General features: G+C 71.7%; 21 protein-coding genes and 3 pseudogenes. 16 read left to right on the top strand and 8 right to left on the bottom strand.

What is annotated here, in order from left to right:
- Positions 1 to 219: pseudogene (locus tag FF36_RS38960) on the top strand (HNH endonuclease signature motif containing protein); the annotation flags it as partial.
- Between the two features lie 18 nt (positions 220 to 237).
- Positions 238 to 417, top strand: a pseudogene (locus tag FF36_RS38955) (HNH nuclease); the annotation flags it as partial.
- A gap of 103 nt (positions 418 to 520) precedes the next feature.
- Here the strand turns inward: FF36_RS38955 and FF36_RS24965 are convergent.
- Positions 521 to 1,585 carry an MDR family NADP-dependent oxidoreductase gene (locus tag FF36_RS24965; protein ID WP_044887608.1) on the bottom strand — a complete coding sequence of 355 codons (1,065 nt, stop codon included), beginning with the start codon at positions 1,583 to 1,585 and terminating at the stop codon, positions 521 to 523.
- Between the two features lie 82 nt (positions 1,586 to 1,667).
- On the opposite strand from FF36_RS24965, the gene FF36_RS38950 reads away from it, so the two are divergent.
- The 3 genes from FF36_RS38950 (at position 1,668) to FF36_RS24950 (ending at position 2,951) form a co-directional block, all read left to right on the top strand.
- Positions 1,668 to 1,847: a hypothetical protein gene (locus tag FF36_RS38950; RefSeq protein ID WP_157866985.1), complete on the top strand. Its 180-nt coding sequence runs from the start codon at positions 1,668 to 1,670 to the stop codon at positions 1,845 to 1,847.
- A gap of 101 nt (positions 1,848 to 1,948) precedes the next feature.
- Positions 1,949 to 2,572, top strand: a complete 624-nt coding sequence (locus FF36_RS24955; protein WP_044887606.1) for a pyridoxamine 5'-phosphate oxidase family protein — start codon at positions 1,949 to 1,951, stop codon at positions 2,570 to 2,572.
- Positions 2,562 to 2,951: a hypothetical protein gene (locus FF36_RS24950; RefSeq protein ID WP_044887605.1), complete on the top strand. Its 390-nt coding sequence runs from the start codon at positions 2,562 to 2,564 to the stop codon at positions 2,949 to 2,951. Before FF36_RS24955 ends, FF36_RS24950 begins: the two co-directional genes overlap by 11 nt.
- A gap of 93 nt (positions 2,952 to 3,044) precedes the next feature.
- Here the strand turns inward: FF36_RS24950 and FF36_RS24945 are convergent, their stop codons facing one another.
- Both FF36_RS24945 and FF36_RS24940 read right to left on the bottom strand, forming a co-directional pair.
- On the bottom strand, positions 3,045 to 3,542 hold the full coding sequence (locus FF36_RS24945; RefSeq protein WP_044887604.1) for a DinB family protein: 498 nt from the start codon (positions 3,540 to 3,542) through the stop codon (positions 3,045 to 3,047).
- A 48-nt stretch (positions 3,543 to 3,590) separates the two neighbouring features.
- Positions 3,591 to 4,400 carry a nucleoside phosphorylase gene (locus FF36_RS24940; RefSeq protein WP_236706150.1) on the bottom strand — a complete coding sequence of 270 codons (810 nt, stop codon included), beginning with the start codon at positions 4,398 to 4,400 and terminating at the stop codon, positions 3,591 to 3,593.
- Positions 4,401 to 4,567: 167 nt separating this feature from the next.
- On the opposite strand from FF36_RS24940, the gene FF36_RS24935 reads away from it, so the two are divergent.
- Together FF36_RS24935 and FF36_RS24930 are read left to right on the top strand one after the other, a co-directional pair.
- Positions 4,568 to 5,233, top strand: a complete 666-nt coding sequence (locus FF36_RS24935) for a SigE family RNA polymerase sigma factor (RefSeq protein WP_044887603.1) — start codon at positions 4,568 to 4,570, stop codon at positions 5,231 to 5,233.
- A complete protein-coding gene (locus FF36_RS24930) occupies positions 5,230 to 6,183 on the top strand; it encodes a hypothetical protein (protein WP_128423383.1) in 954 nt (317 codons plus the stop codon). The genes FF36_RS24935 and FF36_RS24930 overlap by 4 nt, the downstream gene beginning before the upstream one ends.
- A gap of 200 nt (positions 6,184 to 6,383) precedes the next feature.
- Here the strand turns inward: FF36_RS24930 and FF36_RS24925 are convergent, their stop codons facing one another.
- Both FF36_RS24925 and FF36_RS24920 read right to left on the bottom strand, forming a co-directional pair.
- Positions 6,384 to 7,823: an NAD(P)/FAD-dependent oxidoreductase gene (locus tag FF36_RS24925; RefSeq protein ID WP_044887601.1), complete on the bottom strand. Its 1,440-nt coding sequence runs from the start codon at positions 7,821 to 7,823 to the stop codon at positions 6,384 to 6,386.
- A 155-nt stretch (positions 7,824 to 7,978) separates the two neighbouring features.
- Positions 7,979 to 8,467 (bottom strand): MarR family winged helix-turn-helix transcriptional regulator, encoded by a 489-nt coding sequence (locus FF36_RS24920; RefSeq protein WP_052681402.1) that lies wholly within the window; start codon positions 8,465 to 8,467, stop codon positions 7,979 to 7,981.
- A 117-nt stretch (positions 8,468 to 8,584) separates the two neighbouring features.
- Between FF36_RS24920 and FF36_RS24915 the strand changes: the two genes are divergently transcribed.
- The 6 genes from FF36_RS24915 to FF36_RS24890 all read left to right on the top strand — a co-directional run bounded on the left by FF36_RS24915 (position 8,585) and on the right by FF36_RS24890 (position 14,506).
- Positions 8,585 to 9,196, top strand: coding sequence for an NAD(P)-dependent oxidoreductase (locus FF36_RS24915; protein ID WP_044887600.1), 612 nt, complete (start codon positions 8,585 to 8,587; stop codon positions 9,194 to 9,196).
- Between the two features lie 151 nt (positions 9,197 to 9,347).
- Entirely contained in the window at positions 9,348 to 10,115 is a 768-nt protein-coding gene (locus tag FF36_RS24910; RefSeq protein ID WP_199865493.1) for a TetR/AcrR family transcriptional regulator, read from the top strand.
- 278 nt (positions 10,116 to 10,393) lie between these two features.
- Positions 10,394 to 10,588 carry a ferredoxin gene (locus FF36_RS24905; RefSeq protein ID WP_044887599.1) on the top strand — a complete coding sequence of 65 codons (195 nt, stop codon included), beginning with the start codon at positions 10,394 to 10,396 and terminating at the stop codon, positions 10,586 to 10,588.
- Positions 10,585 to 11,907: an NAD(P)/FAD-dependent oxidoreductase gene (locus FF36_RS24900; RefSeq protein ID WP_044887598.1), complete on the top strand. Its 1,323-nt coding sequence runs from the start codon at positions 10,585 to 10,587 to the stop codon at positions 11,905 to 11,907. Before FF36_RS24905 ends, FF36_RS24900 begins: the two co-directional genes overlap by 4 nt.
- On the top strand, positions 11,907 to 13,289 hold the full coding sequence (locus FF36_RS24895; RefSeq protein WP_095212344.1) for an NAD(P)-binding domain-containing protein: 1,383 nt from the start codon (positions 11,907 to 11,909) through the stop codon (positions 13,287 to 13,289). Before FF36_RS24900 ends, FF36_RS24895 begins: the two co-directional genes overlap by 1 nt.
- Positions 13,289 to 14,506 (top strand): cytochrome P450, encoded by a 1,218-nt coding sequence (locus tag FF36_RS24890; RefSeq protein WP_044887597.1) that lies wholly within the window; start codon positions 13,289 to 13,291, stop codon positions 14,504 to 14,506. The genes FF36_RS24895 and FF36_RS24890 overlap by 1 nt, the downstream gene beginning before the upstream one ends.
- A gap of 31 nt (positions 14,507 to 14,537) precedes the next feature.
- Here FF36_RS24890 and FF36_RS24885 read toward each other — a convergent pair whose 3' ends face one another.
- Positions 14,538 to 16,901 (bottom strand): N,N-dimethylformamidase beta subunit family domain-containing protein, encoded by a 2,364-nt coding sequence (locus tag FF36_RS24885; protein ID WP_052681401.1) that lies wholly within the window; start codon positions 16,899 to 16,901, stop codon positions 14,538 to 14,540.
- Positions 16,898 to 17,257, bottom strand: coding sequence for a N,N-dimethylformamidase alpha subunit family protein (locus FF36_RS24880; protein ID WP_044887596.1), 360 nt, complete (start codon positions 17,255 to 17,257; stop codon positions 16,898 to 16,900). Before FF36_RS24880 ends, FF36_RS24885 begins: the two co-directional genes overlap by 4 nt.
- 362 nt (positions 17,258 to 17,619) lie before the next feature.
- Here FF36_RS24880 and FF36_RS24875 point away from each other — a divergent pair, with 362 nt between their 5' ends.
- Positions 17,620 to 17,988 carry a hypothetical protein gene (locus tag FF36_RS24875; protein WP_044887595.1) on the top strand — a complete coding sequence of 123 codons (369 nt, stop codon included), beginning with the start codon at positions 17,620 to 17,622 and terminating at the stop codon, positions 17,986 to 17,988.
- Between the two features lie 64 nt (positions 17,989 to 18,052).
- On the opposite strand, the gene FF36_RS24870 is transcribed toward FF36_RS24875, so the two are convergent.
- Positions 18,053 to 18,745 carry a hypothetical protein gene (locus FF36_RS24870; RefSeq protein WP_044887594.1) on the bottom strand — a complete coding sequence of 231 codons (693 nt, stop codon included), beginning with the start codon at positions 18,743 to 18,745 and terminating at the stop codon, positions 18,053 to 18,055.
- A gap of 220 nt (positions 18,746 to 18,965) precedes the next feature.
- On the opposite strand from FF36_RS24870, the gene FF36_RS24865 reads away from it, so the two are divergent.
- Positions 18,966 to 19,406, top strand: coding sequence for a nitroreductase family deazaflavin-dependent oxidoreductase (locus FF36_RS24865; protein WP_044887593.1), 441 nt, complete (start codon positions 18,966 to 18,968; stop codon positions 19,404 to 19,406).
- Positions 19,407 to 19,500: 94 nt separating this feature from the next.
- A pseudogene (locus FF36_RS41150) lies at positions 19,501 to 20,850 on the top strand (glycoside hydrolase family 27 protein); the annotation flags it as partial.
- Positions 20,851 to 20,922: the final 72 nt, after the last annotated feature.

Below are 20,922 nucleotides of genomic sequence, written 5' to 3'. Positions count from 1 at the left end.
CTCCCCCACAGCACCCTCACCCGACTGTCCTGCGACGCCGAAATCAGCCGCATCATCCTCGACCCCGCCAGCGTCCCCCTCGACATCGGACGATCAACCCGCGTCGTCCCCCCACACCTACGCCGCGCCCTCGCCGCCCGCGACCGAGGCTGCACCTTCCCCGGCTGCGACCGCCCACCCTCCTGGTGCGAAGCACACCACGTCATCCACTGGACACACNGCGGGNTCACCGCCCTNCACAACCTCGTCCTGCTCTGCGGCCACCACCACCGCCAGGTCCACCACGACGGCTGGACCATCCTCTTCACCGACACCGGACACCCCGCCTACATCCCACCCTGGCGCATCGACCCGGCGCAACGCCCACGCCAAAACCCCTACACCCACCCACCCGACCTCCTCACCAGCGTCACCTGACCGGCGGTCGCCCGCGCCGACAGACGGCCGCGAAGACCTGGCGCCATCGCAAGATCTCCGCAGCCATCAGCCGATCACGACTGCCTCCCGAGCACCGGAGGTCTCACTCGTCCCGAGGTGACAGGTCGGCCTTGTCGTCCGGCTGCCCGACAACCCGGACGAGGACGCGGCCGGTGAACGCGCCGCGCAGCAGGTCGACGAAGGCATGCGGCGCGTTCTCGATCCCATCCACGATGGTCTCGTCGAGTCGCAGCCGGCCCGCTGCCAGCCAAGGGCCGATCTCCTGTTCGGCCTCGGCGCGGCGGTCCGCGAAGTCGGCGGTGCGTAGGCCCCGCAGGGTAAGCCGGTTGGCGATGGCATAGCCCAGGTCCAGGGTCGCCTCCTCGCCGTCGGCGCGGCCGGGCCGCGGGCCGTTCTGGCGATCGAGCAGCCCGCACAGCACCGCCCGGCCGTGCGGGCGCAGCAGGCGGACCGCGGCGGCGAGCTGCGCGCCGCCGGTGTTGTCGAAGTAGACGTCGATGCCGTCCGGGGCGAGTGCGCCCAGCCGCTCGAGGACGGGGCCGTCCCGGTGGTCGAAGGCCGCGTCGAAGCCGAGCGTCCCGGTCACGTGGGCGACCTTGGCCGGTGACCCCGCGCTGCCGATGACCCGGCCGGCACCGCGCAGCCGGGCGATCTGACCGGCGAGGCCGCCGACCGCCCCGGCCGCACCGGACACGAAGACGGTGTCGCCGGGACGCAGCTCGCCCGCGACGACCAGCCCAGCCCAGGCGGTCAGCAGCGGCGCCAGATACGCGGTCGGGCTCGGGAGGACGGCGGTGTCGACCCGTCGCAGCGCCGCCGCGTCGGCGACGGCGAACTCCCGCCAGCCGAGCTGGTGACAGACCTCGTCGCCGACGGCGAAATCGGGGTCGGTGCTGGCGACGACCTCACCGAGGGCCGCCCCCGGCACGACGTCGCCGGGCGCGAGCCGGGGCAGCGGCAGGCCAACGTCACCGAGGAACAGTCGGGCGGCGGCGTCGAGGGCGAACAGGGTGGTGCGGACGACGACCTGACCAGGCCGCGCGGTCGGCACCTCGGCCAGCTCCACGCGGAAGTCCTCCGGCGTCGGAAGCCCGGTCGGATGCGCGGCGAGACACACCTGCCGGCCGACGGCCGGCGTCGACGGCACGGGCGGGGAGACCCGCGGCGAAACGGCGGTCGACGGCGAAACGGCGGTCGACGGCGAAGCGACGGTCGACGAGGAGGCAGTGGTGGACGAGGAGGCAGTGGTGGACGAGGAGGCAGTGGTGGACGAGGAGGCAGTGGTGGACGAGGAGGCAGTGGTGGACGAGGAGGCACTCATGCCGGCGACGGTAGGAGTTGCCGTAGGCGTCAAGGTCAAGCCCGCCACGCGGAGAAACTGCCCCGTCTGTCTCCGCCGCCCCCCGTAGAGGGCGGGAGTCCCGGTCGCGTGCATCGACCGCGCACGCCGGGTTTCATCGGGGCGGGGCTTCGGCCGCCTCGCCCAGTTCCCACCGGAGGGAGATCGGACATGACGATTCCGACCGAGGATTCCGCCGCGGGTCCCAACGGGGACTTATCCGGCCGACGCGGTGGCGAGGGTCAACCGCCCGGCGGCCCCCTGACCGACGAACACCGCCGGTTCCTCGCCGCGCATGCGCGTGGCTTCCTGATCGTGACCGGTGCGGACGGCGGGCCGATCGGCTACCCGATGACCGTCCGGTGGTGCGAGGGCACGCTGGAGTTCAACACCTACCGCAGGAGCGCGAAGGTCATCCATCTGCGGCGCGACGGCAGGGTGTGCGTGGTCGTGGTGCCCCGTGACCGGGCCGCCGATCGGCGGGTGCTCAGCGTCTGGGGACGCGTGCAGCCCGGTGAGGGAAGCATCGAGCACTGGATGCACGGCGACGGCGAGGATTCGGCGCCGGGCCTGTCCGCTCCCGCCCGCCCCCTGATGCCCCAGGCCACGCCTTCTCACGCCGCGACTCCGCCTGTCGTGACCCCGCAGCCCGCGACCCCGCACGTCGTGACACCACCCCACGTCGTCGCCAGGGTCCGGGAAAGACTGCTCGACGGCAGACGGATCATCATCCGGGTGACCCCGCTCACGGCCCTGTTCATGCACGCGACGGAAGGACCGGACGATGCCGGCTGAGCGTCGCCGGCGGATCGCGATGGGCGACGAGCAGCTCTCGGCGTTCCTCGACGGTTCCGCGGAGATGGTCGTCGCGTATGTGAACGCGGACGGTTGGCCGGTCGGCACCCTGGCCGGCGCCGAGCGGCACGGGGAGGAGATCACGGTCGAGTTCACCGATCCGACCGGGACCGCCACCGGGATCGGCGTCGGCGAGGCGGTGTGCTGCGTCGCCGAGGAGGGGGTCAGGTACGACGAGATCCGGGGCGCGATCGTGCGCGGCGAGGTGACCGTGGCCGCGACCGTGGCCGGCCGGCACCGTTGGACCGTCCGGGAGCGGCACACCAGCAGCTTCGACTTCGCGGCCCTGGCCGACCCCGGGCCGGGCGACGCCGGCTGATCCTCCCGATGCGTCAATCCAGGGGGCGACGCGTCAGCTCGGGGGCCCATGCGTCCACCCAGGGGCTGGCGCGTCAGCTCGGGGAACGGCGCGTCAGCCCAGGCCGGCCCGGACGATGTCGCCGTCGTGATGGTGGCACTCGTGCAGCGCGCTGCGGGCCACCAGGGCGATCTCGACGACCCGCCCGTCGAGGTCGATCGTCCGGCGCGCCAGGTCCGCGTCGAGCCGCTCCATCGTCTCGCGCAGGCGGGCGACCCGGCGTGCGAACTGGCCGAGGAGATCGTCCAGGTCGCCGTGACGGTAGTCCGCGGCCGCCACCGACGCGTCGGGGTCGACGGCCGGAATCACCGGGGTCTGCTCGGCGGTGGCCCGTTCGATCAGCCAACGATGGAAGGCCATCGCTTCGCGCAGGTGCCCGAGGTACTCGATCGGCGACCAGACCCTCGGTCCCGGGCGGTGCCGCACCACGTCCGGGGGCAGGGCCAGCAGATGCTCGGCGATCCTCGCGGCGACCGGGCCGAGATCGGCGGCGACCTGCCCGACCCCGACGGCGGACGCGTCGAAGTCGCACTCGCTGCACACCTGCTCCACCGTCAACCCCTCCTCGGTCCACGTGCGCTCGGTCCACGTGCGCTCGCTTCAGGAAACCGCCTCGGCACGGCCGAGTTCCACGCAGGTCTCGGCGGCGAGCCGGAACAGGCGCGCGCGGGTGGACAGCGCCTGCTGCCAGTCCCGCGACGCCCAGACCGGACCCGCCAACGAGTCTCCGGCGTAGAGGAGCTGCGCGAACCGCACCCCGCGGAACCGGGCGACCGCAAAAAAGGCGGCGGCTTCCATCTCCACCGTAAGGCAGCCCTCCGCGCGCCGGGCCTCGACCTTGGCCGGCGTCTCCCGGTAGATCGCGTCGGTCGTCCAGGTCTTGCCGCGGACGAACGGCACCCCGTGCCGGGTCAGCACCGCCTCGGCCGCCGCCACTCCGGCGGGATCGGCGCTCACCTCGCGGCTGGGCGGCTGGTAGTGGAACGAGGTTCCCTCGTCACGGACGGCCCGGTCGGGGACGATGACCTGCCCGAGCACATGGGAGTCGACCAGCGACCCCGCCCCGCCGCAGGCCACCAGCGTCCGGGCACCCAGGACGATGGCCTCCTCCATGAATCCCGCGCACAGCGGTGCGCCGATGCCCGGCTGGAACACGGCGATCGGCGTCCCCTCCAGGATCACCTCGTAGACGGGATGCCGGCCGTGCTCGCCGACGAGTTCGGTCAGCACCCGAGCCTGATGGGTCTCCACCAGGGCATCGACGACCTCCCCGAAGAAACACAGCACCGCGAGTTGCGGCAGCCGGACACCCGCCTTCTCCCGGCCCCGGCCCGCGAACGGCCGGACCATGCCCGCGGGAGAGGGATCGAACTCGACCAACGGAAGCGACGCGTTATCCGAGATCTCCACCCGGATCATTCTGGCAGGCCCGTGTATGGCGCGTCGCCGCCCATATCCGTGATCATTCCTGGCGGGATCGCGCCTGATTCGCGCCTCGACACTCGATCCGTCAACCCGATCCGTCAACCCGATACGGTCCGGCGGGCCTCTGAAGGAAGGAGAGGGAAGGAGGTCCGATGGATGAGGAGCGAGACGTCGAGTTCCGGGCGTACTTCGCCAGCCGGCTTCCGGCGCTGCTGCGCCTGGCGTACCTGCTCACCGGGAATGCAGCCGACGCCGAGGACCTGGCCCAGACCGCGCTCGCCCGGGCCTTCGTCGCCTGGGACCGTGTGCGGACCAGCGACGCCCCGGACGCCTACGTCCGGCGCATCCTCATCAACGCTCACAGTCGCCGGTTCCGCCGCCGGCGGGTCGGCGAGACGTTGATGTCCGATGTGCCCGACGGCGTCCCTCATCCCGGCGGGCTGGCCGGGGTCGAGGACCGGGTCGGGCTGGCCGCGGCGTTGGCCGTGCTGCCGACGCGGCAGCGCGCCGTGGTGGTGCTGCGCTACTGCGAGGACCTGCTTGAGGCGCAGGTCGCGGAGATCCTCGGCTGCTCGGTGGGAACGGCGAAGACCCACGCGTCGCGGGGGCTGGCCCGGTTGCGGGCCGACCCCGCGTTGCAGGAGTTCGTGGCGGCGGCGTCCCTGTCGTCCTCGACTCCGGCGGCCTCGACTCCGGCGGCGGCGTCGTCTCCAATCCCGTCTCCACTTCCGACCGCCGCGCCCGAGTCCCGGCCGGCGCGAAGCCGCCAGGAATCTCCGAGCGGCCAGGGCACCCGCGGACGGGAGGGTTTGGCATGAGACATCAGGACGAGGACCCGATGGCGCACGGTCTGCGCGAGGCAGCCCGCAGCGTCGTCGTACGCCCCACGGACGATCTGTGGAGCGGGGTGGAGACGCGGGTGCCGCGGGAACGGCGCCGGCGCCGGGCCAGGCGGATCGTCCCCGCCGCCGTGCTGGTCATCGCGGCGGCGGGCGTCACTACCGGGGTGAGTGCGCTGGGGAACGGCGGTGGGATGTCGGTGACTCCCGCCCAGCTTCCCTCTCCCGCGTCGGTTCCGCATGCGGTGACCCTCACCCCGACCCAGGCCGAGGATGTGATCATGCACTGCGAATACCTGACGCCGGAGCGTCGGCGGTCCGATCCGCTGGAATCCAGGCTGCGGCTGGTGGCCGCCGTCGAGGACGGGACCGGGGTAAGCGTGCTGCTCGCCGCGAGGATCACCGCTCCCGTCCCCGGCCTGGGGCTCGGCACCTACCTGGGGATCTGCACCGTCCCGCGGACCGGCTCCGGGGGCCTGGACCTGGCCGCGGTCAACGGCGGCTCCACCGGACTCATGCCCGATCCGCCCCGCGGCGTGATCGACGTGAACGCCATCAACGTCGCCCCCGTCGCCGGCCGGCCGGCCGCGACGGACCGGCGGAGCCTCGTCGAAACGGCCGGGCGGGTCGGCCCCGCCGTCACCCGCCTGACGGCGACCACCGTCGGCGGGCAGGTCCTCGAGGTGCCGGTGCACGACGGGTACTTCGTGTACCGCACGGTGCGGGACGACACCGGCGCCCCACCCCGCCGCTCGCCGGAATTCGGTCGCATCGGCGGTGACCTGTCCAGGTCCTTTGACGACTGGGCCCAGCCGGACGGCCGCGACCAACGCACCCGGGACTACGACCACTGGTGGCAGGGCCGGCGCATCGTCCTGCGCGCCTTCGACCGCGACGGGAAGCTGCTCGGCGAGGCCTACGGCGGCTGAGCGCAGCGGTCTGGTGACGGTCGCTGCGGCCGTGCAGACGATGCTGCTGTGCAGACGATGCGGCCAGCATCCGTGCGAGGGGGAGCGAGTTCCTGGTTGGCGTACCTCGTTGACGTTCCGAGAGCACCAGAACTATCGGACTGGACGGCGTCTTGCCCGGTGACGGCATCGAGACCGGCGGCCGGAGAGGCATCGCATGATCACACCGCCGATTCCGCGGGCCTGGTCGACGACTCCCAGTCCTCTCGGCTTGGGCCGTCGAAACCGGGTGTGAAGTCGGGGTGCTGCTCCAGCCAGCGGGCCACTCGGCTACGCACCTCCGCGGTGCCCAACGCCTGGTCCTCGGGCAGAAGAAGATGGCGGACCTGGGCACGGGCGCGCATGACCACAGGGTCATCGAGAGCGCAGGCGGCCAGGGCGGCCTTCTCCCGGAGCGGCGCGGTAGAAGCCACCGGCGCGGCGGCCAGGGCGGTGAACCGGGCTTCTCCGGCCCGGTCAGCTTCCACCTGGATGTCGAACCAGGGACGCAGAACCCGCAACGCCCAGCGGTGGTGAGCCGTGGTGAACACCGACGGGTCCGTGGAAACCGACGGGTCCGTGGAAACAGCGTCGGCGTGCTGTGCCACCCACTGCCCGGCCCGCAGAGCCAGCGCCACCCCCTGGCCGAGGGTGGGATTGGTGTGGGTGACCGCGTCCCCGATACCGACCAGCCCGGTGACCACGGGGCCGTCCTGGTCAACCAGAGCCGTCCACCGATTGTCCAGGCCGGCCATCGCATAAACATCCGAGGTCGCCTGGGGGTGCAGCGCCATCCATGCGGCGACCGCGGGGAACCTGCGCGCGACCGCGTCGAACACCTCGGGGTCCCCCAAGGCCCCACGGGTCGGGTCGGTACCAGACAGCGTCAGCGCCACCGCGAAGGTCCCGTTGTCCGAAGGGAACACCCCCGCGGCAGCGAAGGCCGACGCGGAGCCGGCCGGGACCCGCCCAGGATGCTGCGGCCCCTCGGCACGCAGCCGATACCAGCGGCAGAAGTAGGCGATCCCGGTGCGGTGGTTGTCCACCACCGCAGCCCGGCAACCAGCCTCCGCCAGCCACCCGGTCACCGGGGAACGCCGCCCTGCCGCATCCACCACGAGATCGGCCATGCCCACCCCCGACGCCGAGCGCACCCCGATCACCTGGGGAACCTCCGGCCCGTCGGCGAAGACCAGGTTGTCGACGGCTTCGCCGCGGCGCAGCTCGATCCCCGGCTGACGTTCCACCGCGTGGTGCAGGGCGGTCTCCAGCACGATGCGCCGCGTCTGCACCGTCACCAGGTCCTCGTCTCCCGGCCGGGCCGGTGGCCGTTCGGGGAACCAGTCGAGCTCGTTACGCTCACGCGCCCCCATCCGCAGCATCGCCGCGTACACATCCGGCGCCTCAGCGCGCAGCACATCACGGACCGGGGCCAGCAGACCATGCGGCTGGATCGCCTGCGGCACCGCCGGACGCCGCCAGCCGAAAAAATCCTCCTCGAGATCGGTGCCCGGCCGATACCGGTCCCGCTCGAAAAGCGTCACCACATGGCCCCGACGTCCCAGGAACAAGGCGGTGGCCAGGCCACCGATCCCCCCACCGATAATCGCAACCCGCGTCACTGTGGCCCTCCAACCGTGGGGCGGACGAATCGCGCCCCAGGAAGTGCTTACCAGAGTCCCACGAATCCAGCGGAAGAAAACGAATATGGCAAGGTTGTGCGCGGGGTGCGGAGCGCGGGGTGCGGTGGTCGTCGCCGGCAGGCGACGCAGCTTGCTCAGGGCTCGCGGGGGACGGCTGAGGCGGCCGCCCGGCACGTGAACTGGCTCGGGTCTGCCCCCGCCTTGGCGAGCAGCGCGTAGAGGTGTTGCTGATCGTCCGGGGAGAGGCGGGCGAGCGGGGAGCCCGCCGTGAAGGCCTGCACGAGCTGCGCGCGCACTTCGACGCCTCTGCGAGTCAGACTGATGATCTTCTGTCGGCGATCCGTCGGTGCCGGTCGCCGTCGGATCAGGCCGCGCTGTTCCAGTCGGTCCGTCAGGAACGTCACGGTGGACGGGTCACAGTTCAGCGTTGCCGCCAGCGCGCGCATCGAGGGCGGCGGCCCGTCGGGATCCAGCCGCCACAGCGCGCCGGCGAGCGCCTCGGTGAGATCGAGTTCCTTCACCAGGTCCGCGGCAAGCTCGCCGGTCGCGGCCGCGAGGGTGACGACCTGCTTGACGACGGCGTGGATCAACGAGTCGTCGGAATGCCCGCCGGCGTCGCCCACCCGCCGACACTACAGGGACCGTCCAAAACTTGACGACTCCAAGCACCTCTCAGATACTTGGAGTCTCAAACTATTCTCGGCGGTTTCGTCAACACCGTTGATTACGGGAGGATCAGCATGCATCTGACGGTCTTCGGTGGCACCGGACACACCGGGCGACACGTGCTCGACCAAGCGCTGGCGCAGGGCCACACGGTCACCGCGCTCGCCCGTGACCCCCGCGCTCTCGCCGCCCACGAACGCCTGCGGCCGGTGGCCGGTGACGTCCGCGACGCGGATGTCGTGAAGCAGGTCATCGCCGGCAGCGACGCCGTGCTCAGCGCGCTGGGCCAGCGCCGGTGGGGCAGCACGGTCTGCACGGACGGGATGCGCACCATCCTGCCGGCGATGCAGGACCATGGCGTGCGGCGCCTGATCGCCGTCAGCGGCTACGGCGTGGCCGACAGCCGTCACCGCAATCTCTACGTCGCCATCGCCCGGGTCGCGATCAGATCCCTGATGCGCGACAAGGAGGGAATGGAGGAGCTCATCAGGGCGAGCGCTACCACCTGGACCATTGTGCGACCGGCCCTGCTCACCGGTGGTCCGCACACCGGTGACTACCGCACGGGCAGCGACCTGCGCCTGACGATCACCTCCAGGGTCTCCTACGCCGACGTCGCCGACTTCATGCTCGCCAGTCTCACCCGGGACGACCACGCCTGCCGCGCCGTCGCCATCACCTCGTAGCCGGCCGGCAGGAGGGTCGACAATCACGGGGAATTCGCCGCCCCCGGTGAGGACCTGGCCACAGGTACGCCGATGCCCCGAATGCTGACGTCGCGCATTCTCGAAGTGTCCAACGGCGTGCGACGTAGGCTCGGGGCGGAGGTGGTGACCGGTGGCGACCGCGCGGTCCCCGAGTGGCGGGCCGGGCGGCTCGGGCGGCTCGGGTAGGGCGCGCAGCCTGCGGGGGCAGGGTGAGCAGCTTCGCCGGGAGATCCTGACCGCGGTGAACCGCCTGCTGGTGGAGTGGGGCAGCGCCGAGAAACTGACCATGCGCGCGGTCGCCAAGGAGGTCGGGGTCGCGGCACCGAGCATTTACCTGCATTTTCCCGACAAGGCGGGGCTGGTCTGGGCGGCGTTGTCCGACAAGTACGACGACCTGGTCGCGAGCATGGTGCGGGCGGACGCGGCCAGCGACGGCACCGATCCCCGCGAGCCGCTGCGGGCGCAGACGCATGCCTACTGCCGGTTCGCGCTGAACAACCCCGGGCACTACCGGCTCATGTTCGAGGTGCCGCAGCCGACGGTCGAGGTCGAGAGGATCAGCGAGCACCCGGCCCACGGCGTCTCGGCCAGCCTCCGCGCCGGATTCCGGCGCTGCCAGAAGACCGGGTATGCGCTGTCCCTGCCGGTGGAGCAGGCGGCGCAGACGCTGTGGGCGGGGCTGCACGGCATGGTGACGCTCCACCACAGCCTCTTCCACGACGAGTCGACGGAGAACCTGACGCTGCAGCTCGCCGACGGTCTGCTTGACTCCCTCGTCGCGAGCACGCCGGGCGCCTCGCCGCCGTTCCGGTCCGCTCCCCCGGAAACCGCCGCCTCCCGCCACATCAGGGCCATTCTGGCTGGAAATGTGGACCGTCCCGGCGACGGAAATTCATGAGCCGGCACGCTTGACCTGAATGAACGGGCCGGACGTTCCGACGGCCATTCCAGCAATGACCTGAACGAGGGCAGACACACCGACACAGAACGGTCGATGTCCGACCGAAGCATAAATATCGCGCTTAGTTGCACACGGTTTGCCTACACCTGGAGGCGTGGATACAGTCTGACTTAACTTAGTTAGGTGACCGGGGTCGACAGGTGACCGAGACCACGAAATCTGCCAGTCCCCCGGTCGGCACAGCCCCCAGGAAAGGGCTTGCCCGGAGGTTTCCCATGAAGATTTCCGTCGATGTCGACAAGTGCTGCGGCGCGGGCCAGTGCGTGCTCGCCGCCCCCGACGTCTTCGATCAGCGCGACGAGGACGGCATCGTGATCCTGCTCGACGCCAACCCGCCGGCCGACCAGTACGACAACGTGCGCAAGGCCGCCGCGGTCTGCCCGGCGGCCGCCATCGAGGTGCAGGAGTGACCGCGCCGGCTCTGGCCCGGGTCGCCGTCGTCGGCGCCTCGGCCGCCGGTCTGAGCGTCGCGGAGGGACTGCGGCGCGACGGTTACACCGGGCGGCTGACGCTCATCGGCGACGAACCCCACCTTCCCTACGACCGGCCCCCGCTGTCCAAGCAGCTCCTGTCCGGCGCGTGGGACGCCGACCGCCTGCGGTTGCGCAGCGCCGAGGCGCTCGACGCGCTCGGGCTCGACCTGCGGCTGGGCGCCGCGGCCGTCGCCCTGGACACCGAGGCGCGCGAGGTCGCCCTGGCCGACGGCGACCGGGTCGGCTACGACGCTCTCGTCGTGGCCACCGGGGTCGCCGCCCGTCGGCTGCCGGGCACCGACGGCGTCGCCGGCGTGCACGTCCTGCGCACGCTGGAGGACGCGCTCGACCTGCGCGGGGAACTGCGGCCCGGACGCCGGCTGGTGATCGTCGGCGCCGGTTTCGTCGGCGCCGAGGCGGCCGCCGTCGCCCGGGAGGCCGGCGCCGAGGTCACCATGGTGACCGATGCGGCGGTGCCGCTGGCCGACGCGCTCGGCCCCGACCTGGGCGCCATGCTCTCCCAGGTCCACGCCGAGCACGGGGTGCGGATCGTTCCCGGCGTCCTCGTCGACGCCGTCCTGACCGAGGGTGGCCGGGCCAGCGGGGTGCGGCTGGCCGACGGCCGGACCATCGAGGCCGACGCCGTGCTGGTCGGTATCGGCGCCCGCCCCAACACCGGCTGGCTCGCGGCGAGCGGCGTCCCCGTCGGGGACGGGGTGGAGTGCGATGCCACCCTCCACGCCGGTTCGGGCGTGTGGGCGGCGGGCGACGTCGCCTCGTGGCCGCACCCGCGCACCGGTGAGCGCGTGCGCATCGAGCACCGCACGAACGCCGCCGAGCAGGGCCTGGCCGTCGCCCACAACATCCTCGCCGGGCCGGACCACGCGACCCCCTTCGATCCGGTCCCGTACGTCTGGTCCGACCAGTACGACCTGAAGATCCAGGTCTACGGCCAGCTCCGGGGCTACAACCAGGTACGGGTCGTCGAGGGCAGCCTCGCCGAGCGCCGGCTGACGGCCCTCTACGGCCGCGACGGCCGGGTCTGCGGCGCCGCCGGCGTCACCATGCCCCGGGCCACGCGCAGGTACCGGCTGCTGGTCGCCGAGCAGGCCCCATGGCCGAGCACGGCCGACCTCGCCCCGCCCCCCAGCGCACGCCAGGCCCCCAGCGCACGCCAGGCCCCCAGCGCACGCCAGGCCCCCAGCGCAGGCTCAGCCGCCAGCGGCGGACCGGCGCTCAGTGGAAGGGACGCATGATGTCGGAGACGAAGACGCTGCGGGCCGGCGTGGTGGGCCTGGGGATGATCGGCGGCGGGGTCGCCGTCAGCATGGCCCGGCGCGGCCGGGTTCCCGCGGTCCATGACGTGCGGCCGGGCGCGTCGGCTGGCCTGCCCGGTGTCGGCGACCCGCTGGGCTCGCCCGCGGAGGTGGCGAGGACCAGCGACGTCGTGATGGTCGCCGTCGTCACCGCCGACCAGGCCCGCGACGTCGTCGGCGGGGAGAACGGGCTGCTGGCGGGCGCCCATCCGGGGCTGACGATCGTCCTGCTGTCCACCGTCGTGTTGCCGGTCGTCCACGAGCTGGCGGCGTTGTGCGCCGGGCGTGGGGTGGGCTTCCTGGACTGCGGGGTGACCCCCGGCGACCGGGCGGCCGACCATGGCATGGTCGCCATCGTCGGCGGGGACGAGTCCACGGTGGAGGCCGCGCGGCCCGTGTTGGACGACTGGGCGAGGCGCGTCGTGCACTGCGGTCCGCTCGGCGCCGGGATGGCTACGAAGATCGCCCGTAATGTCGTCACCTACGGAAGCTGGCGCGCCGTGTTCGAGGCGACGAACCTCGCACGCGCCGCGGGCGTGCATCCCGCCCGGCTCGCCGAGGTCATCGACACTGCCGATCCCGAGGGCCACACCCTGCTCGCCCTGCTGCGGCTGCGCGGCGACGACGACGCACTGCCCGAGGCGGCCGGACGGAAGATCCAGCCGCTGATGACCAAGGACCTCGACGCCGCCCGCGACCTCGCGGCCACCCTGGACGTCGACGTGCCCCTGGTCGAGGTGGCCCGGACCCACGCCGACCAGACCCTCGACCTGCACGACCCGCAGGACCCGCAGGACCCGCAGGACCGGGACGACCGGGACGACCGGGACGACCGCGACCACCGCGACCACCGCGACCACCGCGACCACCGCGACCACCGCGACCACCGCGACCACCGGAACGCCGCCGCCGAGCCCGGCGACCATTTTGCCGACGGCCTGCACCGGTACGGCCTGGAGATGATGGATCACGTCTACGGCCCCGGCTTCAGCGCCGGCGTGCAGGGCGCGCACGACCCCTTCACCGACGAGACGGTGGACTACCTGTTCGCCCGGGTCTGGGCCCGGCCCGGGCTGTCCGTGCGCGACCGCCGGCTGCTCACCCTCGGCGTCGCGGCGACCGTCGGCCGTCCCGAACTCGTCCAGATCATCGCCACCGGCGGGCTGGTCAACGACGAGCTCACGCCCGACCAGCTGCGCGAGGCCGTCCTGCACCTGGCCGTCTATACCGGCTGGTGCAAGGCCACCGCCACCCACGCCGGCGTCACCGCCGCCGTCGAGGCCCACACCGCCGTCGAGGCCCACACCGCGAAGGAGCAGTGATGACGACGCAGCACCTCATCGATCAGCCCATCGCCCGCGACCCCGCCCACCCCCTCGACCCGCCCGCGCCCTACACCGAGCTGCGCGAGAACCACCCCGTGGTCAGGACGCGCTTCCCCAACGGCTCCACCGGCTGGCTGGTCACCCGCTTCGAGGAGGGCAGCCAGGTCTTCAGCGATCCCCGCTTCAGCGCGAAGCGCCGCCGCCACGACGCCCCCGAGGGCGAGCAGGCCGAGACCGGTGACGACGCGCCGTTCGACGCGGGCTTCGTGATGATGGACGAGCCCGACCACGGCACCTACCGGCGCCTGCTCACCGCCCGCTTCACCCCCAAGGCGGTGCAGACCAGGCTCCAGCCCTACCTGGACCGGATCGTCGCCGAGCATCTCGACGCCATCGCCGCCGGACCCGAGACCTTCGACTTCGTCCAGGCCATGTCGCTGCCCATTCCCTGCCTGGTGATCTGCGAACTGCTCGGCGTCCCCTACGCCGACCGCGACGGCTTCCACCACGCCACCGAGGTGATGATGGACATGGGCATCAGCCGCGCCGCACGCGACCGTGGGGCCCACTGGCTGGTCGACTACATCACCGCGCTGGTCGCGGACAAGCGCCGCACCGGCGACGCCGAGGGCATCCTCGCCGAACTGATCGGCAAGGCGGACGACGAGGGGTCGATCCTCACCGAACGCCAGCTCGTCGGCCTCGGCGTGCTGCTGCTGTTCGCCGGGCACGACACCACGGCCGCCATGATGGGCCTGTCCACGCTCACCCTGCTCACCCATCCCGAGCAGCGCCGCGACCTGACCGAACACCCGGAGCGGATCGGGACCGCGGTCGAGGAGCTCATGCGCTACCTGACCATCGTCCAGTTCGGCCTCGGCCGGGTCGCCGAGGAGGACCTGGAGCTCGGCGGCGCCCACATCGGCAAGGGCGAGCTGGTCGTGGTCGCCATGAACGCCGCCAACCGCGACCCCCGCGTGTTCGACAACCCCGACGCCCTCGACCTCGACCGCACCATGGTCCGCCACCTGGGCTTCGGCTACGGCGTCCACGCCTGCCTCGGCCAGAACGTCGCCCGCGCGGAACTGAGGACCGTCCTGCCCGCGCTTTTCCAACGCTTCCCCGACCTGCGCCTCGCCACCCCGTTGCAGGAGGTCCCGATGGACTTCACCGGCACCAACTACGGCGTGCGCCAGCTCATGGTCACCCGCTGAGCAGCACGACGGAACCGATCCGGACCCCCGGTCAGGCCGACGGGCGACCACCTGGCCGATGTCGGTTGGCCGGGTGGCCGGACCCCGGCTTCAGGAAACGATCGAGAACGTTGGCGGTGATCCGCGAGACGTTGTTGTCACAGTCGTTGTGCGAGAGGCTTCCCGCCCAGGCGATCGAAGAGGTCGAAAAGACAGCACCGCCGGACTCGGTCTCGAACAGGGTCATATCCGCCCGGACATCCCGGTGCTCACTACCGCCGAGCCCCGGGTACATGAAACCGATCTCCTCCACCACCAACAGGTAGGAGTCGTCGTGGTACTCCGAGGACGCGAGCAGGTACGTGCCCGGCGGGGTGCCCAGGCGGACATCGGCACGGTCCAGTTCCTGGCCGGCCGCGCCGCCGCGCTCCAGCCCGAAGTCGCCGATCAGCTCCTCCTCGCCCACCCCGGAGAAGACCCAGGACACCTCCGCCTCGGCACTGTCCGGCATCCGCCGGTAGTACGAGGACCCGGTGAACCCCTCCGCCGTGAACCCGGCGCCGAACACCTTCTGCGGTGCGCGGCCGCGGTTGCGCCACAGCCCGCCCTTCTCACCGGTGGTGGAGTGCAGGGTCTCCCCGGGCGCGGCCTGCCAGGCCCGCGAGCCGGCCTCGCCCTTGCGGACCTCCATCACCCAGGGCTTCTCGGGGTGGAAGGACGCGACCCAGTAGAACCCGTTACCGCCCATGTACATCACGCGCCCGCCGCCGCCGATGTAGTCCTCGTACGCGTCGAGCATCGGCTCGGAGGTGTACTCGGGATGAGTGCCGGTCATGACCACCCGATATGGCCGCATCGCCGCCACGCCACACCGGTGGACGTCCTCGTCGCAGATGACGTCGAAGTCGTATCCCTTTTCGGTGAGCCAGTTGACGAGATAGAGATCCGCGGGGAACTGCCACGTCCCCATGTGTGTGAACCGGTACCGCGGGCGCATGTTCAGGATCGGCCGGCGCCGCGAGGTGTAGGCGACGCCGCTGCCGTCGGCATGCAGGTCGTAGGTGGATCGTCCGAACCCGCCGTGTTCGAGCTGGAACACGTCCAACGGCTGTACCAGGGGCGTATGGCCGCCGACAGCCTGCCCGAGGGGTGAACCACTGGACAGGTGCTCGTTGGCATAGGCCTGGTAGCTCGCGGTGGGCAACAGCAGAGCGATCGACTTCTCGTGCCCCGGGGCCGGGCCGACCAGGAACGGCACGTGGTCCTCGAAACCGCCCGCTCGCAGCCGCAGGGCGTAAACCCCCGAGGGCAGGTCGGCGCCCACCGGCAGGGTGCAGGTCGGCGCCCAACCGGTGTCGTCGACGTCGTCGGCGTGGAGATGCACCGCGCCGTACAACTCGGGATGCGCCGTCCAGTTGTAGGAGGAGCCGTCCCAGTTGTGGGCGGTCACGGCTCGGGTGGGCATGTTCACCAGCCTGCCGGCGATCCCGGTGCGGCCGCCGGTGCCGCCCCCGGGACCGGCGCCGGGGTCGGGCTCCGGGGCACCGCCGGGCAGGATCGCGGTGCTGTCGATTCCGGCGGACAGATCCCACCAGGCGGTGAGCCCGTCGGTCACCGCCGGCGCGTTGCCGCTGGTGGCCAGCCGGCGCACCTCGTCGCCGGTCAGGGCCCGCCGGTAGACCGCCGGGAGCGCGATCTTGCCGTTGTACGCCCCCCGCACGACGGCCCCGTCGGTCGTGTCCAGGGCGCCGAGGAGCAGGTCGACCGCCGGGATCTCCGGCGGGCCGTCCAGCGTGCCGGTGACCTGCACCAGGTGGTTGGCCACCAGCCGGCCAAACCGGCTGTTGTACGGATTCACCACCGGCACCGCGGTCACGGCGGCAAGACCGGTCGCGCCGTCCCAGCTCGCCGCCAGGGCGTACCAGGTGGCGGCCCGCAGGCCGGCGGGCGCGGTGAGGCAGCGGGAATCCCGGCCCGCGCCGAAGACGAGAGCGGGCCGCAGCCCCTCGGTCAGTACCAGCGCGACGCCTGTCGAGATGGCGGCGTCCCAGGCGGACAGCACCGGCTGCCGGGCCCCGTCGGTGGTGGGCTGAACGAAGGCGAACAGGGTCAGCGAACCGTCCGGTGAGCGCAGGATGTCGCGGGCGCCGGGAAGCCGGCCGTACGACCCGATATGTGCCGGCTGGTCCAGGAGCGGGTACACGCCGTTGACCTCGGAGTCCAGCTCCGTTTCACGAAATCCCGGGCCGCCTGGAGTGGTGTCGCCGTGGCGCAGCCGGACGAGGTCCGCTCGAAAGGTCTCGGCCCCCCGCCCGCTGACCCGGAAGGTCAGCTCCTGACCGGGGCGGACGATGATGTCGTCACAGTAGCCGAGAATCCAGGTCGGGAAGGAATCCGCAACCCCTTCGCCGCTCACGCGACGACACCGAAGACCTGTCGGAGCCGGCGCAGGAAAACCGCGTGCACCGCCTCACCCTCGGTCGGATAGGGGCCGGCAACCCGTTCGGTACGCAGACCCGCCGGGGCGGTGGCAAATCGGGATACGTACCACCGCTCGTCGCCGCCGTACTCGACGATCAGCTTGCCCGGAATGGCGAACGATCCAAGGTAGGTGAGGACCCGGCGGAGCGCGTCGCTGTGCTGGCCAAACGGCTGGTGCTCATGCTCCGCGATGAGTTCGGGTGTCAGCGTCGGCCGCAGGTCGACGTACCTGCGTTCGTGAAAGCGCGCGGCGACCATCCCGTCGAGTGTCTCCTGGCTGGACAGCGGCACTGTATCCCTCCTCACCGTCAGGCGGCCCTACCCGGGGGTTGTACCCGGCAGCCCGCGGAAGCAGTCGGCAGCGCCCGTATCGACCGAGATGCGCCGGCTGGACGGCGCGGAGCGGAACCGCATCGGGGCGCTCTCCCGGCTGACGGCGTCCATGGCCCACCGCCCCGGTGCACGGGGCGGAAATCAGGTTCGCAGCCACCCACAGGTTGACCGGCCCGACCCGGAACACCTCGACATCGACCGCGGTATCCGCGCGGAGAATCCAGCGGGCCCTGCCGGGCGGTGGCGGCGTGTGAGTTGTTCCACGGCCGGGTATACCAACCATCACGCCGGCATGTATTCGATGGCGTCGGAGGTGTGCCATGCGCGGACTGTCGAAGATCAAGGCTCTCTTCCTGATTGCCGGGACCGGAGCATCACTGGCCATAATCCCGTTGACACCAGCCAGTGCCGGTACGATCAACAATCCGCTGACGGTGGCCGGAACCGTCAAGTGCAAGTTTCCCGGCTCCGCCGAATCACTGAAGATCACCGGCGGCGGGGAGGCACACGGCACGACCGTGGGTTCGGGCGGACAGTTCTCGCTGTTCTTCAGCAACCCGCAGCTTCCCAGCGCCGCGATTGCCCAGGTGCGATGCGATGTCGCCGGCACCAGGACCTACCGGAACACGACCTTCCCCCTGCAGCGACCGCTGACCGGGCAGACCCTCATCGTGAACCTCGTAGCCTGACCTGACCTGACCTGACCAGCCGGGCAGGCGGATGGTGCGCGCCCGAATGGGGGCGCACCATCCACTAGCCGGTGGGTGACGCGCCTTTACGTAGTTTCCCGAGCACGGCGACGTCGTGCCCGCCAGCCGCTCTGCAGCGCCATGCCGGCCACCCCGCTCCCTCCCACTCCGAATGCGATTCGGGCAGGTGCAGGCCGCGGCGATGGAGCGGACACTCGGGCCAGAAGAACACGAACAGTTCCATGATGCAGTCCTGCACGCCCGCCGCGACCGACAGGACAGTGCGGGGCAGGTCCGGACCGCCCACGTAGGGCGGCGGATCTCCGCCGCCGCGGAACGGCGCGCCGTCGAACCCCAGGAGGAGCTGCGGTTCATCGTCATCATCGAAACGGCCCGTCCAGTGGAGCGTGAGACGACCGACCCTGGCCTCGGTTCGATCCAGATCGCGCTGCACAACTGCCAGCGCCTGCTCGGTACGAGCGACGAGATCGGGTTCGAACCGATCGCGCGAACTTTCCCAGGACACGATCTCGCCCCATGGCTTTTTGTCTGTACCGAGGTCGCAGCCCAACTCGGTCAGCACCACCGGCAGCAGGCGGAGCGCCTCAAGATCGTCGCGGACGCCGAGACCGGCAAACTCCCGCAGCGTGAGGCCGTCGAACCCGGCCGCCAACGCCTCCGCCGCGAGATGCGGCACGCTGACATGCACCTTCCCGGTGAGCTGCAAATCGTACCAGGCAGCCTCAAGCTCGTCCATCCATGAAGTATGCCGATCGGCCGCCTATCCGCCTCAGTCGGCCTGCGCGGCGCGGCGACGCGCCCACCGTGCCGGATATCCACCTGAGGGTTTGACGCGACCAGCGCTACCGGCCATATTCGACTTGGACGCATATTCAGGAGGTTTTTTCGATGGCCACGCGGAGCACCCGACCGCAGTCGATGTTACCGGGCCTCGTCCACGCTGCGGCGACGCCGGCATGAGCGATCGGGACTGGAACGAGCAGAACCGGCTGGTCATCGGGGAGTTCCGGGCCAACGCCGGGAAGGTCGGTGGCTATTTCGCCGACAAGCCACTCCTGCTGTTGACCACCACCGGGGCGAAGTCCGGAGCGTCACGCACCAACCCGCTCGGCTATCTCGTCGACGGCGACCGCCACGTCGTTTTCGCCTCCGTCGTCGGGGAGCCGACCAATCCCGCCTGGTACCACAACCTGCTCGCCAACCCGGACGCCACCGTCGAGGTGGGCACCGAAATCTTTCCCGCCACGGCGGTCGTCGCCACCGGAGTCGAACGCGACCGTCTTTACGCTCGCCACGCCGCCCAGCACCCCCAGTGGGCCACATATCAGACCAGGACAACCCGCCAGATCCCGGTGATCATGCTGGTCCGCCGAGCGGACGTACACCCTCCGGCCTGATCCTGCCCTCCGGCCTGACTCTGCCCGTCGGCGGACCGGGCGGGACGCGCCGCGACCGGCCCCACGTCACGGGCCGGCGGTGGCCTGCCGCAGGATGGTGGCCGTGAACGTTGCGGGTCCGCGGGCGCTCGTCCCGCTGATCGGATGCCTCCTGCTGGTGGGCCTGGGCGGTGACGGCGGCGGCGTCGGGCTCGTCACCGGCTCGGCAACGAACCGGCAGGTCTCCGCGGACCTCGCCCGCACCCCGCCGATGGGCTGGAACAGTTGGAACGCCCTTGGCGGGAACGTGCGCGACAGCGACATCCGGGCCGCCGCCGACGCCCTGGTCCGTTCGGGGATGCGCGCCGCCGGCTACCGGTATGTGATCGTCGATGACGGGTGGATGGCGCCGACCCGCGGCGGCGACGGGCGCCTGGTGGCCGACCCCGAGCGGTTCCCCGCCGGCATCGCCGCCCTCGCCGCCTACGTGCACGCCCGGGGTCTGCAGTTCGGCCTCTACGCCTCCCCCGGCCGCACCACCTGCCAGGGGCTGCCCGGCAGCTTCGGCCACGAGACCACCGACGCCGCCACCTTCGCCGCGTGGGGGGTCGACTACCTCAAGTACGACGCCTGCGGCTACCCGGACCTGCGCCCGGCCGGCACCGACGCCCGCAGGTGGCTGATCGCCGGCTTCGCCCGGATGCGCGCCGCGCTCGACGCCACCGGCCGGCCCGTCGTGTTCAGCATCAACCCGTCCTCGGACGGCGATCCCGCGGCCGGGCGGGCGTGGACCTGGGCGCCGCGGGTCGCCCACCTGTGGCGGGTCACCAACGACCACGCCCCCTGCTGGGCGACCACCGAGCCGATGGACGGCTACCCGGGCGTCTGCACGACGGACAACCTCGATGCCGCCCGTGCCTGGGAGCCCGACGGCGGCCCCGGGCGCTGGAACGACCTGGACATGTTGGCGATCGGCCTGACCCCGGCCACGGCCAACCCCGTGGTGCGCCAGCTGGCCGGCCTGGCCACCGGGACCCCGGCGGCCTCCCTCGACGACACCGAGGCCCGCGCCGAGATGAGCATCTGGTCGATGCTGGCCTCCCCCCTGCTCGCGGGCAACGATCTCACCAGGATGACCGCGACGACGGCCGCGATCCTCACGAACCCGGCCGTGCTCGCCATCGACCAGGACCCGCTGGGCGCCGCGCCGATCCCGGTGCCCCGCGGCGACGGCCTCCTGCTGTGGACCCGGCCGCTGGCCGACGGTGACACGGCAGTGCTGGCCGTCAACCGCGGCGACTCCCCCCACGCGGCGACCCTCACCGGGGCCGAGCTGGCCCTGCCGGCCACCGCCGCCGCCGGCGGCTACCGTGCCACCGACCTGTGGACGGGCACGATCACCACCAGCGCCGACGGCGCGCTGCCCCTGACCCTCGCGCCGCATGCCGCCGCCCTGCTGCGCCTCNCCCCCGCCGGCCTCACCCCCGCCGGCCGCGACGTCCGCCGAGTTCCGCAGGCGCAGGACTGACCGCCCGGG

Origin of the sequence: Frankia torreyi, from assembly GCF_000948395.1 — a bacterium.
Classification (GTDB): domain Bacteria; phylum Actinomycetota; class Actinomycetes; order Frankiales; family Frankiaceae; genus Frankia; species Frankia torreyi.
This window is presented reverse-complemented; position numbering and strand designations above follow the sequence as displayed.

Bases quoted from the DNA above. Each gene is read 5' to 3' on its own strand.
- FF36_RS24890 (WP_044887597.1), top strand. From the start codon at position 13,289: ATGACGACGCAGCACCTCATCGATCAGCCCATCGCCCGCGACCCCGCC.
- FF36_RS24915 (WP_044887600.1), top strand. From the start codon at position 8,585: ATGCATCTGACGGTCTTCGGTGGCACCGGACACACCGGGCGACACGTG.
- FF36_RS24895 (WP_095212344.1), top strand. From the start codon at position 11,907: ATGTCGGAGACGAAGACGCTGCGGGCCGGCGTGGTGGGCCTGGGGATG.
- FF36_RS24955 (WP_044887606.1), top strand. From the start codon at position 1,949: ATGACGATTCCGACCGAGGATTCCGCCGCGGGTCCCAACGGGGACTTA.
- FF36_RS24935 (WP_044887603.1), top strand. From the start codon at position 4,568: ATGGATGAGGAGCGAGACGTCGAGTTCCGGGCGTACTTCGCCAGCCGG.
- FF36_RS24865 (WP_044887593.1), top strand. From the start codon at position 18,966: ATGAGCGATCGGGACTGGAACGAGCAGAACCGGCTGGTCATCGGGGAG.
- FF36_RS24870 (WP_044887594.1), bottom strand. From the start codon at position 18,745: ATGGACGAGCTTGAGGCTGCCTGGTACGATTTGCAGCTCACCGGGAAG.
- FF36_RS24930 (WP_128423383.1), top strand. From the start codon at position 5,230: ATGAGACATCAGGACGAGGACCCGATGGCGCACGGTCTGCGCGAGGCA.
- FF36_RS24875 (WP_044887595.1), top strand. From the start codon at position 17,620: ATGCGCGGACTGTCGAAGATCAAGGCTCTCTTCCTGATTGCCGGGACC.
- FF36_RS24950 (WP_044887605.1), top strand. From the start codon at position 2,562: ATGCCGGCTGAGCGTCGCCGGCGGATCGCGATGGGCGACGAGCAGCTC.
- FF36_RS24905 (WP_044887599.1), top strand. From the start codon at position 10,394: ATGAAGATTTCCGTCGATGTCGACAAGTGCTGCGGCGCGGGCCAGTGC.